Source organism: Xenorhabdus sp. KK7.4 (assembly GCF_963876465.1).
Taxonomy (GTDB): domain Bacteria; phylum Pseudomonadota; class Gammaproteobacteria; order Enterobacterales; family Enterobacteriaceae; genus Xenorhabdus; species Xenorhabdus stockiae.
Map to the genome: position 1 here is coordinate 457,355 of NZ_CAWNQF010000001.1, position 12,495 is coordinate 469,849.

10 protein-coding genes and 1 pseudogene are annotated in these 12,495 nt (G+C 47.7%); 8 read left to right on the forward strand and 3 right to left on the reverse strand.

Annotation, left to right across the window (positions count from 1 at the left end):
• Positions 1 to 59 precede the first annotated feature (59 nt).
• Together rapA and rluA are read left to right on the forward strand one after the other, a co-directional pair.
• Positions 60 to 2,969, forward strand: coding sequence for an RNA polymerase-associated protein RapA (gene rapA, locus AACS90_RS02030; RefSeq protein WP_099120150.1), 2,910 nt, complete (start codon positions 60 to 62; stop codon positions 2,967 to 2,969).
• A 127-nt stretch (positions 2,970 to 3,096) separates the two neighbouring features.
• A complete protein-coding gene (gene rluA, locus AACS90_RS02035; protein WP_099120151.1) occupies positions 3,097 to 3,750 on the forward strand; it encodes a bifunctional tRNA pseudouridine(32) synthase/23S rRNA pseudouridine(746) synthase RluA in 654 nt (217 codons plus the stop codon).
• Positions 3,751 to 3,777: 27 nt separating this feature from the next.
• Here the strand turns inward: rluA and djlA are convergent, their stop codons facing one another.
• On the reverse strand, positions 3,778 to 4,587 hold the full coding sequence (gene djlA, locus AACS90_RS02040; protein ID WP_099108966.1) for a co-chaperone DjlA: 810 nt from the start codon (positions 4,585 to 4,587) through the stop codon (positions 3,778 to 3,780).
• Positions 4,588 to 4,787: 200 nt separating this feature from the next.
• Here djlA and lptD point away from each other — a divergent pair, with 200 nt between their 5' ends.
• From lptD to apaH, 6 genes are all read left to right on the forward strand, one after another.
• Positions 4,788 to 7,139, forward strand: a complete 2,352-nt coding sequence (gene lptD / locus AACS90_RS02045; protein WP_099120152.1) for an LPS assembly protein LptD — start codon at positions 4,788 to 4,790, stop codon at positions 7,137 to 7,139.
• Positions 7,140 to 7,205: 66 nt separating this feature from the next.
• Positions 7,206 to 8,504 (forward strand): peptidylprolyl isomerase SurA, encoded by a 1,299-nt coding sequence (surA, locus tag AACS90_RS02050; protein ID WP_099120153.1) that lies wholly within the window; start codon positions 7,206 to 7,208, stop codon positions 8,502 to 8,504.
• On the forward strand, positions 8,485 to 9,483 hold the full coding sequence (pdxA, locus tag AACS90_RS02055) for a 4-hydroxythreonine-4-phosphate dehydrogenase PdxA (protein WP_099120154.1): 999 nt from the start codon (positions 8,485 to 8,487) through the stop codon (positions 9,481 to 9,483). The genes surA and pdxA overlap by 20 nt, the downstream gene beginning before the upstream one ends.
• A complete protein-coding gene (gene rsmA / locus AACS90_RS02060; protein WP_099120155.1) occupies positions 9,476 to 10,306 on the forward strand; it encodes a 16S rRNA (adenine(1518)-N(6)/adenine(1519)-N(6))-dimethyltransferase RsmA in 831 nt (276 codons plus the stop codon). Before pdxA ends, rsmA begins: the two co-directional genes overlap by 8 nt.
• A gap of 34 nt (positions 10,307 to 10,340) precedes the next feature.
• On the forward strand, positions 10,341 to 10,718 hold the full coding sequence (gene apaG / locus AACS90_RS02065; protein WP_099120156.1) for a Co2+/Mg2+ efflux protein ApaG: 378 nt from the start codon (positions 10,341 to 10,343) through the stop codon (positions 10,716 to 10,718).
• 2 nt (positions 10,719 to 10,720) lie between these two features.
• Positions 10,721 to 11,557 (forward strand): bis(5'-nucleosyl)-tetraphosphatase (symmetrical) ApaH, encoded by an 837-nt coding sequence (gene apaH, locus AACS90_RS02070; protein ID WP_099120157.1) that lies wholly within the window; start codon positions 10,721 to 10,723, stop codon positions 11,555 to 11,557.
• A 56-nt stretch (positions 11,558 to 11,613) separates the two neighbouring features.
• Here the strand turns inward: apaH and folA are convergent, their stop codons facing one another.
• Together folA and AACS90_RS02080 are read right to left on the reverse strand one after the other, a co-directional pair.
• A complete protein-coding gene (folA, locus tag AACS90_RS02075) occupies positions 11,614 to 12,099 on the reverse strand; it encodes a type 3 dihydrofolate reductase (protein ID WP_099120158.1) in 486 nt (161 codons plus the stop codon).
• Positions 12,100 to 12,268: 169 nt separating this feature from the next.
• A pseudogene (locus AACS90_RS02080) lies at positions 12,269 to 12,484 on the reverse strand (transposase); the annotation flags it as partial.
• Positions 12,485 to 12,495: the final 11 nt, after the last annotated feature.

The window sequence follows — 12,495 nt, forward strand, 5'->3', positions numbered from 1 at the left end:
AAAGCAGCCACCCTGCAACCATAAATAACATTATCTAACAGAAAACTGAGCCAAAATTTATGCCATTTACTCTTGGTCAACGCTGGATAAGCGATACAGAAAGCGAACTTGGATTAGGTACAGTCGTGGCGCTTGACACGCGCATGGTGACATTGCTTTTTCCAGCCAGCGGAGAAAACCGCCTCTACTCACGCAATGATTCCCCGATCACCCGAGTTATGTTTAATGCGGGCGATACCGTGACCAGTCACGAAGGCTGGAAACTCAAGGTCGATGAAGTTCAACAAGAGAATGGCCTGCTGAACTACATCGGTACTCGTTTAGATACTGAAGAAGAAAATGTCATCCTGCGGGAAGTATTTCTGGATAGTAAGCTGACATTCAATAAGCCACAGGATCGCCTGTTTGCCGGCCAGATTGATCGCATGGATCGCTTTGCCCTGCGTTTCCGCGCTCGTAAGCATCAAAGTGAACAATTTCGTCTGGCAGAAAGTGGTCTGCGCGGTATTCGTGCTAGTTTGATCCCCCACCAGTTACATATCGCTAATGAAGTCGGTAAGCGCCATGCACCGCGCGTATTACTGGCGGATGAAGTTGGTCTGGGTAAGACCATTGAAGCCGGTATGATTATCCATCAACAACTGATGGCTGGTCGTGCCGAACGTGTGCTGGTTATTGTGCCAGACAGTCTCCAGCATCAGTGGCTGGTGGAAATGCTGCGCCGCTTTAACCTGCGCTTCTCTCTGTTTGATGATGGCCGTTATTCCGAAGCCCAGCATGACAGCGATAATCCATTTGAAACAGAGCAGTTAGTTATCTGTTCGCTGGATTTTGTTCGCCGTAATAAACAGCGTTTTGAGCATTTGCTGGAAGCGGGCTGGGATTTGATGGTCGTGGATGAAGCACACCATCTGGAATGGAGTGAAAAAGCGCCAAGCCGCGAATATCAGGTTATCGAGCAACTGGCAGAACAAATCCCGTCTGTTCTGCTGCTGACAGCGACACCAGAACAGCTAGGGCAGGAAAGCCACTTTGCCCGTCTGCGTCTTCTTGATCCAAATCGTTTCCACGATTATCAGGCTTTCATTGAAGAACAGCAGAAATACCGCCCGGTTGCTGATGCAGTAACGTTACTGCTGTCCGGTGAAACGCTGAGCAATGACCAGCAAAACCTGATTGTTGAGCTGATCAGCGAACAGGATATTGAACCTCTGCTGAAAGCGGCGAATAGCAATAAGGAAGAAGAGAGTGAAAACGCCCGCCGTGAATTAGTTGCGATGCTGATGGATCGCCACGGTACCAGCCGGTTGCTGTTCCGTAATACCCGTGGTGGTGTAAAAGGTTTCCCTCACCGCGAACTGCATGAAATTAAGCTGCCACTGCCATCCCAGTATCAGACTGCTATCAAAGTGTCTGAAATTATGGGCGCGAAAAAAACGGTGGAAGCACGTGCAAAAGATATGCTCTACCCTGAGCGGATTTATCAGGAGTTTGAAGGCGAAAATGCAACATGGTGGAACTTTGACCCCCGTGTTGAATGGCTGCTTGGCTTCCTGCTGGCAAACCGCGATGAAAAAGTGCTGGTGATCTGTGCTAAAGCAGAGACTGCCCTGCAACTGGAGCAGGTTCTGCGTGAACGCGAAGGGATCCGCAGCGCGGTATTCCATGAAGGGCTTTCCCTGCTGGAGCGTGACCGTGCAGCGGCTTATTTCGCTTCCGAAGAAGAAGGCGCGCAGGTGCTTCTGTGTTCTGAAATTGGTTCCGAAGGACGCAACTTCCAGTTCGCCAATCAGCTCGTTATGTTCGATCTGCCTTTCAATCCTGATTTGCTGGAACAGCGTATCGGTCGTCTGGATCGTATCGGTCAGAACCGCAATATCACGATCAGTGTGCCTTATCTGGAAAGTACCGCACAATCTGTCCTGCTGCGCTGGTATCACGAAGGTCTGGATGCATTCGAACATACCTGCCCGACAGGTCGCCCTATTTATGATAAGTACTATGAAACGCTGCTGAATTTCCTTGCCAAGCCTAACGAACAAACGGGCTTCTGCGAGTTTATCTCCGAGTGCCGTACGCATCACGAACAGCTCAAACAACAGCTGGAGCAAGGCCGTGACCGTCTGCTGGAAATGAATTCTAACGGTGGTGAGCAAGGGCAGATTCTGGCTGAAACCATTGCCGGGCAGGATAATAATACTGATTTGGTGAATTTTGCCCTGAACCTGTTCGATATCATTGGTATCAATCAGGAAGATCGCAACGATAACATTATTATTCTCAACCCGTCTGAACACATGCTGGTGCCTGACTTCCCGGGTCTGCCACAGGATGGCTGTTCTGTTACATTCGATCGTGAAAAAGCCTTATCCCGCGAGGATACTCAGTTCCTGAGCTGGGAGCATCCGATTATCCGTAATGGTCTGGATCTTGTCCTGTCAGGCGATACCGGAAGCTGTGCAGTTTCTATTCTGAAAAACAAAGCACTGCCGGTTGGCACGCTGTTAGTTGAGTTAGTTTATGTTGTTGAGGCTCAGGCACCGAAACACCTGCAATTAACCCGCTTCCTGCCTCCGACACCGTTGCGCTTATTGATGGATCTGAAAGGTACTAATCTGGCACCTCAGGTGGAGTTTGAAAGTTTTAACCGTCAGTTGAATGCCATCAACCGCCATAATGCCAGCAAGCTGGTTAACGCGGTTCAAAAAGAAGTCCATGCTGTTTTGCAGCAATCTGAACCTCTGGTTGAACAACAGGCGCGCGAATTAATTGAGAAAGCGAAAAAAGAAGCTGATGAAGTCCTGTCCGCTGAGTTGTCACGTCTGGAAGCCCTGAAAGCGGTCAACCCGAATATCCGTGATGATGAACTGGAAGCCATTGAATCCGAGCATAAGCATCTGTTGCTGAATCTGGATCAGGCAAACTGGCGTCTGGATGCAATTCGTCTGGTCGTTGTCTCTCACCAATAAAGAATAGTTATTCTGTCATAAGGGGCATCCATAACGAGGTGCCCCTCTGTTTTATCCCATCGATATGCTGTTAGAATGCGCCCCGTTATTTTTTCCAACCCAATTTTCCAAACCCATTGGAGCGACTATGCTGGAGTTTTATAATCCCCCGACTGACCCCTGGTTACATGTGCTTTATCAGGATGAGCACATTATGGTTGTCAATAAACCCAGCGGATTGCTTTCTGTTCCGGGAAAAGCTGAGGAACATAAAGACAGTATCATGACCCGGGTACAGGCCGAATTTCCCTCTGCCGAATCTGTTCATCGGCTGGATATGGCGACCAGTGGTATCATGGTGGTCGCACTGACCAAAGCGGCCGAACGTGAGCTCAAGCGACAATTTCGTGAGCGTGAACCGAAAAAAGTCTATATCGCGCGTGTCTGGGGGAAATTAGAACCGGAAGAAGGGCTGGTTGATTTACCGTTAATCTGCGACTGGCCGAATCGCCCGAAACAAAAAGTCTGCTTTGAGACGGGAAAATCGGCACAGACCGAATATCAGGTACTTGAATATGAAGCACAGGCAACCCGCGTCAGGCTCGCGCCTATCACCGGTCGTTCCCATCAGCTTCGTGTACATATGCTGGCACTTGGCTATCCCATTCTGGGTGATCGGTTCTATGCGCATCAACAGGCAAAAGAGTTAGCTCCTCGCCTGCAATTACACGCACAGGAGCTGTCTATCACTCATCCGGCTTATGGTTCTCCGATGCATTTTGAATGTATCGCCGACTTTTAATTGCCGTTAACTTCTTTCTGACAACGGCTATTTAAAGCCTTTCTCTTTCTTGATCAGATCATAAGCGGCCTGAATGGACTGTGCCTTTTGTTTGGCAAGCTCCATCATTTCTGGTGGTAAACCTTTTGCCACCAGCTTATCGGGATGGTGCTCACTCATCAGCTTCCGATAAGCCCGCTTAATGGTTGTGGCATCATCATTCTGGCTGACCCCCAGTACCTTACAGGCATCTTCCAGCGTCGCACGCTGTTGGGCGGCTCCCTGATAATGACCATTCTGCTGATATTGCCCGCCAAAATGACGACCGCCTTCCATCATCGCCAGAAACTGCTCGAACTGCATACGGGAAATTCCCAGTTCTTCAGCAATCACAAACAGCACTTTTCTTTCATTGGGATGAAGTTCGCCATCAGCAAATGCAGCCTGAAGCTGAATTTCGAGAAACATTCTGATCAGATCAAAGCGCCCGAAACAGGCCCGACGAAGCTGTTTTAATGTCTCACGTAATGGAAACTCAGGGCGTTTACCCTCGCGAAATGCCTGCTGTGCAGCAAGACGGGCGTCACCATGCAGGCGCATTCGATCCATAAGCTGGCTGGCCAGTTGGATATCCGTTTCAGTGACCCGTCCTTTTGACTTGGTCAAATGGCCCAATACCTGAAAGGTACTGCGGAAAAACAGTGCCTGCCGCGATGGGTTTTTCGCAGGGGTTCCCTGATTCCGTATCCTGACTTTATCAAGGATATGGCCCAGCAGAACACCCACAACAATGCCCCAGAACCCGGCACCAGATGCAATACCAAATATTAACCCTAATAATTTTCCCCAATACTGCATATACTCTCTAATTCCTCAATGCCCTGAGTGAAATTTTGCATTATCATACTATTCATCATTATCATACTATCCATTAAGCTCTGTGCCTAACAGCATGATTAGTGAAATTTAACTTTACTCTGGCGCATATCTATCAAGTGCGTTAGTCTCTCAGCGTTTGTCGGCATGATGCCACTCATGATGGAACCGCATAAGCATCTATGAATAAATGTTATCCCACTTTGCTGGCCACGATGGTATGGGCAGCACTTTACAGTCAGCAGGCACACGCTGACCTTGCAGCACAATGTATGCTGGGTGTCCCTGTCTACGACAAACCCATTATTACCGGGGATCCCAACACACTGCCGATTAAAATTCAGTCTGATGACACCCATGGTGAATACCCTACTGCTGTAGAGTTTGTCGGTAATGTCGATATCCAACAAGGAAATAAAACACTGACTGCCGACAGAGTCAGATTCGAGCAGACTGAAGCTAAAGACCCGGTGCGGACTATCCATGCAGCCGGGAATGTCAGATATGATGATCCCCAGATAATTCTGAAAGGGCCACGCGCCTGGGCTAACTTAACCACAAAAGATACCGATGTGGAACAAGGGAAGTACCAGATGGTAGGTCGCCAGGGACGCGGTAGCGCAGATAAAATGATGCTGCGTGGTGAGAACCGCTATACCATTTTAGATAATGGCGTGTTTACTTCCTGTCTGCCGGGTAACGATAGCTGGAGCGTTATCGGTTCAGAAGTCATTCTGGATCGTCAGGAAGAAGTGGCTGAGATTTGGAACGCCCGTTTCAGGGTCGCAAATGTTCCCGTGTTTTATACTCCCTACCTGCAACTACCGATTGGCGATAGACGCCGCTCTGGTTTTTTGATCCCTAATGCCAGTTTTTCCAATAAAGATGGTATTCAGTTCATTCTGCCTTATTACTGGAATATTGCTGCCAACTACGATGCGACCATCACACCACATTTGATCAGCAAACGCGGTCTGAAGCTCGATAACGAGTTCCGTTACTTAACGAAAGCTGGCTCAGGCACCGTGGCATTCGATTGGATCAAGAAAGACCGCCTGTATGCAGAAGATAAAGATTTTAATCTCAGACCTGAACGGGATAGCAACAGCCGCTGGTTATTCTACCTGAACCACGGTGGAGTGATGAATCAGGTCTGGCGCTTCAGTGCTGATTATACCAAAGTCAGTGATCCACACTATTTTACGGATTACAGCTCTCAGTACGGCACCAGCACTGATGGTTATGCCACGCAAAAATTCAGTATCGGCTATGCGCAACAGAACTGGAATGCAACGTTAACTACCAAGCAATTCCAGATCTTTACCGCCAGCGATACCAGAAAAGCATACCGGGCTACCCCTCAGCTAGATCTGAATTACTATAAAAATGATCTGGGGCCATTTGATTTCCGCACCTATGCGCAATTTGCCAAATTTACCAGCGTTGGTAAGGAGCAGCCGAATGCAACCCGCTGGCATGTAGAGCCTTCCATCAACCTGCCACTCTCCAATGGCTGGGCCAGCCTCAACAATGAAGTTAAGTTGATGGCAACCCACTACCAACAAGATATTCCTGCGGCGCAAAAGACCTCTGATTTGGAGAAATCAGTTAATCGCGTTCTGCCACAGTTTAAATCAGATGCACAAATGGTATTTGAACGTGCTATGTACTTTAAGCCCGGTTTTACGCAGACACTGGAACCTCGGGTCCAGTATCTTTATGTTCCTTATAGGAATCAGAATAATATTTACGACTACGATTCCTCCCTGCTGCACGCCAATTATACTGGCTTGTTCCGTGATCGGTTTTACAGTGGTCTGGATCGCATTTCATCAGCCAACCAGTTCACGAGTGGTATCACCACCCGTATCTATGATGAAGATTTAGTTGAACGTTTTAGTTTCTCTATAGGTCAAATTTATTACTTTGAGGCACCACGTGTTAAGGATGTGGGTTCTTCCGGGCAGACACAGAGTCCGATTGATGCCAGTAATAACAGAAGAACGGGTTCTACAACCTGGGCCAGTGATGTTGAATGGAACATCAACTCATCCTGGGGCTTTAAAGGTGGGGTGCAGTATGATACCCGTCTGAGCCAGGTTTCAATGGGGAATTCAGTCGTGGAATACCGCCGTGATGCTGACCGCCTGATACAGCTGAATTATCGCTTTGTTAATCGTGACTATATTCGGGCTACCCTCAGAAACGCGCCTGCATATCAGCAGGGTATTTCTCAGGTAGGTGTGATAGGAAGCTGGCCGTTGACTGATCGCTGGGCGGTCGTCGGCGCATATTACTACGATGCCAAAGAGAAACAACCCGCCAGTAAGATGCTCGGTATGCAGTATAGTACCTGTTGTTGGGCTGTGAATGTCGGTTACGAGCGTAAGATAGTCAGCTGGAAGGACAACCAGAGTGAATATGATAATAAATGGTCACTCAATATTGAACTCCGTGGCTTAAGTAACAATCATAGTTTGGGTAGCCAGAAGATGCTTCAGCAAAGTATTTTGCCTTACCAGCGTGCCTTCTGATACCAATAAACAAAATGTAAACACAATAACCCCGCTGTAAGGCGGGATTGATATGATGGGAAACATATGAAGAACTGGAGAACGCTCATTCTCGGGTTGATGTTTGCAATGAACACTGCCATAGCAGCACCACAGGAAATCAATAAGGTCGCTGCCATTGTTAATAATGATGTTGTGCTGGAAAGTGACGTCAACAATCTCTTAGAGTCCGTTAAGAATAACGCAAGACTGTCTGGTCAGCAGATTCCGGATGAAAAGACATTGCGCCACCAAATTCTTGAGCGTCTGATTATGGATGATATCGTCCTGCAAATGGCAAAGCAGATGCAGCTTACTATTCCTGATGCGGATGTGAATTCAACCATTGAAAACATTGCGGCACAGAACCATATGAGCCTTGCTCAGATGAAGCAAAGTCTGGCTGCGGAGGGTATGAGTTTCGATACCTATCGTAATCAAATCCGCAAAGAAATGCTGATTGCTGAAGTGCGTAACAACGAAGTCCGTCGTCGCATTTCTATTCTACCCCAAGAAGTTGATTCTTTAGTTAATCAACTCAGTAGCCATAATGATCAGAATACTGAACTGAACGTTAGTCAGATTTTGATCCCTCTGCCTGAGAATCCGACCCACGCTCAGGTCGAGAAAGCAGAAGTTACGGTAAACAAGATTTTGTCTGATCTTAAAAAAGGCGGGGATTTTGGGAAACTGGCAATTGCTTATTCCAGCGATACACAAGCCTTAAAAGGCGGCAACATGGGCTGGAACCGGTTACAGGAACTGCCATCATTATTTGCTGAACAACTTCAGTCGGCTCAGAAAGGGCAGGTTATCGGCCCAATCCGTTCCGGTGTCGGCTTCCATATTCTGAAAGTGAATGATATCCGTGGCGGTAATGCGCCTGTTGCCGTCACCGAAGTCAATGCCCGCCATATTCTGCTAAAAGCATCACCAGTGATGACTGATGATCAGGCCCGTGACAAATTAAGACAGCTCCGGGAAGAAATTTTGAGTGGTAAAACGACATTCGAGCAAGCAGCAAAAGAGTATTCTGAAGATCCGGGTTCTGCCATGCGTGGCGGTGAACTGGGCTGGAATGTGCCAAGTGCTTATGATCCTGCTTTCCGTGATGCTCTGGTTAAACTGAAAAAAGGCGAAATCAGCCAGCCTATTCACTCCGCTTTCGGATGGCATCTTATCCAGTTGCTTGATACCCGCAAAGTCGACAAAACCGATGCAGCACAGAAAGATCGTGCTTACAAGCTGCTGTTTACCCGTAAATTTAATGAAGAAGCGCAAACCTGGATGCAGGAATTACGCGCCTCTGCTTATGTGAAAATTTTAGATGGCAACGATGCAAAATAAACCCATCATTATCACCCCCGGCGAACCAGCCGGGGTTGGCCCGGATTTAGTCATTGCCCTCGCCCAATCTGAGTGGCCCGTCCAATTAGTTGTCTGTGCCGATCCTGAACTCATGCTCTCCCGTGCACGGCAACTGAACCTGCCCTTGCAATTGCAGCCTTACTCCCCGGAACATTTATCTGACTCACAGGCCGCCGGAACACTGAGTATTCTCCCCGTTTCTCTCCATACTCCGGCTGTCGCGGGGGAATTAAACCGGGAGAATGGTACTTATGTAACAGAAACTCTGGCTAAAGCCTGCGATGGTTGTTTAAGAGGTGAGTTTTCGGCACTGGTAACAGGCCCTGTACATAAAGGGGTTATCAATGATGCCGGGATCGCCTTCACCGGCCATACTGAGTTTTTTGCTGACCATAGCCAGTGTTCACGCGTCGTGATGATGCTGGCAACAGAAGAATTACGGGTCGCTCTGGCAACAACCCATTTACCGATTCTGGATGTTCCCAAAGCGATAACTTTTGATTCTCTGCGGGAAGTGGTCACTATTCTTAATCATGACCTGAAAACCAAATTTGGCATCCCTCGCCCTCATATCTATGTTTGTGGTCTTAACCCTCATGCAGGTGAGAACGGCCATATGGGGCGTGAAGAGATAGATGTGATTATTCCGGCATTGGAAAGCCTCAGAGCCGAAGGCATCTGGCTGGAAGGACCATTAGCGGCTGATACGCTATTTCAGCCAAAATATCTGGATCATGCCGATGCGGTGCTTTCTATGTATCACGATCAAGGGCTGCCCGTGCTAAAATACCAGGGTTTTGGCAGAGCGGTGAATATCACGCTGGGGCTGCCATTCATCCGAACCTCTGTCGATCATGGCACCGCACTGGAGCTGGCAGGGACAGGTCAAGCTGATGTGGGAAGTTTTATCACCGCATTGAATCTCGCAATTAAAATGATACAAAACAGTAATGAATAATAAAGTCCACCAAGGGCACCATGCCCGTAAACGCTTCGGGCAAAATTTCTTAACCGACCAGTATGTCATTGATAGCATTGTTGATGCTATGAACCCACAGCCTGGGCAGGCTATGGTGGAAATCGGGCCGGGTCTGGCGGCACTGACCGAACCCGTTGCAGCGCGTCTGGATAAAATGACGGTCGTCGAACTTGACCGTGATTTGGCCGCTCGCTTGCAGGTCCACCCGAAACTGAAAGATAAGCTGACTATTATTCAGCAGGATGCCATGACCGTTGATTTTGGTGAGATCGCCAAAGAACTGGGGCAACCTCTGCGTGTATTCGGTAATCTGCCGTATAACATCTCTACACCATTAATGTTTCACCTGTTCAGCTTCACCGATGCTGTCGCGGATATGAACTTTATGTTGCAGAAAGAAGTCGTCAATCGTCTTGTAGCCGGGCCGGGCAGTAAAGCCTACGGGCGTTTGAGTGTAATGGCGCAATATTATTGCCATGTTATGCCAGTACTGGAAGTACCGCCGACCGCGTTTACCCCGGCACCGAAAGTCGATTCAGCTATCGTGCGATTAATTCCTCATAAGGCCATGCCTTATAAGTCGATACCTCATCCTGTGCAGGATATCCGCATGTTGGCAAGGATCACGACACAAGCATTTAATCAACGTCGCAAAACTATCCGCAATAGCCTAAGTGACCTATTTTCTCCTGAACAACTCTCTGATTTGGGTGTTGATCCGGGCACACGTGCTGAAAATATTTCAGTCGAGCAATACTGTAAAATGGCAAACTGGTTATCGTCTCAATCTGAAACTGTCTGATAACGGACATACGTTGCAGTAAAAGGAGGCATTTATGCTCAACGAACCAAGAGTTCATATTCAAGTTCAAAGCGCTTACGTAGAAAGCCAGTCAGAACCGGACCGGCTACGTTTTGTGTTTTCTTACACAATATTAATTCGTAATCTTGGGCATTCCCCCGTGCAACTCATCAGCCGTTACTGGCGTATAACCAACAGTAACGGCCATCAGACAGAAGTTCATGGCGAAGGCGTGGTGGGAGAGCAGCCAGTGATCCCGCCCGGAACGGAATATCGCTACAGTAGCGGGGCTGTTCTGGAAACACCTTTGGGAACAATGGAAGGCCATTATGAGATGATTGATCATCTTGGCAATCCATTCCGGGTTGCTATTCCGGTATTCCGACTGGCTATCCCAACACTGATAAATTAACTATGGCTACATACCTTATCGGCGATATTCACGGCTGCTACCGCGAGCTGGTTGCACTCTTACAACAGGTTGATTTTGATCCCGACAGAGATACATTGTGGCTGACAGGTGATTTAGTCGCCCGCGGCCCTGATTCTCTGGCGGTTCTGCGCTATGTTAAGCAACTGGGGTCCGCCGTCAGGCTGGTTCTGGGCAATCATGACCTGCATTTACTGGCTGTGTATAACAAAATCAGCCGTAATAAACCTAAAGACCAGTTGGATGAGTTGCTTACTGCTCCTGATGTCGATGAGCTGATTAATTGGCTGAGAAAACAACCGGTATTACAGATCGATGATGAACTGAAACTGGTCATGGCTCATGCAGGACTGACTCCACAATGGGATCTGGAAACAGCCAGAATATGTGCCGACGAAGTGGAAGCAATCCTGCGCAGTGACAGTTATCCCCTGTTTCTCAATGCGATGTATGGTGATATGCCCAATAGCTGGTCACCAAAATTAAGCGGGCTGTCACGACTGCGTTATAGCACCAACGTACTGACACGAATGCGTTACTGTTTTCCGAATGGTCAGCTGGATATGATTTGCAAATCCAAGCCCGAAAATGCGCCCGCGCCACTAAAACCGTGGTTTGAACTCCCGCGAAAAATTCCTGAAGATTATTCCATTGCATTTGGTCACTGGGCAGCACTGGAAGGGCGAGGAACGCCTGCTGATATTTATGCTTTGGATACAGGCTGTTGCTGGGGTGGAGAGTTGACGCTTTTACGTTGGGAAGATAAACAATATTTCAGTCAGCCTGCATTTGCTACTCAGTCAGATGATTCAGATTCGTAATTTTTAATGGAGGGTCGTCTGACACTCCATTTCTCGTACCTGACAGAGAAAAATAATTACTGCCGTCTTTCCAGAATTTCAAAACAGTAGCTGTGTGAATTGCGCTCATCGGCATCGTGATATTCAGTAAAAACCGAGTTCCACTCATCGGGTTCATAATCAGGAAAATGGGTATCCCCGATCACTTCGGCGTCAATATGAGTCAGATACATGCGACGGGCCAGAGGAATAAATTGTTCATAAATTTTACCACCGCCTATCACCATGATTTCTTCGACATCATCTGCCGCAGCCAGAGCTTCTTCGATAGAACTGACCCAGGTTACACGATCATCGCTGCCTGGCTGACGGCTGATGATAATGTTCAGACGGCCCGGTAAAGGTCGACCAATCGATTCATAGGTTACTCTTCCCATCACAACCGGCTTTCCGAGTGTATTACGCTTAAACCAGGCTAAATCACCCGGAACAGTCCACGGCATAGCATTGTCCAGACCAATAACGCGATCTATCGCCATTGCAGCAATCAAGCTGATATTCATTAAGTCACCTTGCAGGCAAGTAGTATGAAAATTGCGGACACTATACGGAAAGAGATAGTAACAGTCGATAAGATTAGTGATTTGTTCAGAATAGATAATTAGCCTATGCATTTGGTAGATTTCAAGCTGTATGACCTTGTTTAATATTTTGTGTAATCGCCATTTTCGTTTAAACGTGACCGTCTAGACGGTCACTAAATTCAATCATAAAACGACTCATCGCAAGACGCCAATCTTGGATAGGCAGGGTCCATTTTTTAGACGCGGCTTGAATCGCCAACCAGATCAGCTTTTTCACCGAATCATCGGACGGGAAGATTTTGCGTTTCTTGATAGCATACCGAATGACATTGTTTAGCGATTCGATAGCATTCATCGTGTAAACCGGAAACCTGA

What these genes read in the sequence shown, in the direction of transcription:
- rapA (WP_099120150.1), top strand. Translation starts at nt 60, where the DNA reads ATGCCATTTACTCTTGGTCAACGCTGGATAAGCGATACAGAAAGCGAA.
- rluA (WP_099120151.1), top strand. Translation starts at nt 3,097, where the DNA reads ATGCTGGAGTTTTATAATCCCCCGACTGACCCCTGGTTACATGTGCTT.
- djlA (WP_099108966.1), bottom strand. Translation starts at nt 4,587, where the DNA reads ATGCAGTATTGGGGAAAATTATTAGGGTTAATATTTGGTATTGCATCT.
- lptD (WP_099120152.1), top strand. Translation starts at nt 4,788, where the DNA reads ATGAATAAATGTTATCCCACTTTGCTGGCCACGATGGTATGGGCAGCA.
- surA (WP_099120153.1), top strand. Translation starts at nt 7,206, where the DNA reads ATGAAGAACTGGAGAACGCTCATTCTCGGGTTGATGTTTGCAATGAAC.
- pdxA (WP_099120154.1), top strand. Translation starts at nt 8,485, where the DNA reads ATGGCAACGATGCAAAATAAACCCATCATTATCACCCCCGGCGAACCA.
- rsmA (WP_099120155.1), top strand. Translation starts at nt 9,476, where the DNA reads ATGAATAATAAAGTCCACCAAGGGCACCATGCCCGTAAACGCTTCGGG.
- apaG (WP_099120156.1), top strand. Translation starts at nt 10,341, where the DNA reads ATGCTCAACGAACCAAGAGTTCATATTCAAGTTCAAAGCGCTTACGTA.
- apaH (WP_099120157.1), top strand. Translation starts at nt 10,721, where the DNA reads ATGGCTACATACCTTATCGGCGATATTCACGGCTGCTACCGCGAGCTG.
- folA (WP_099120158.1), bottom strand. Translation starts at nt 12,099, where the DNA reads ATGAATATCAGCTTGATTGCTGCAATGGCGATAGATCGCGTTATTGGT.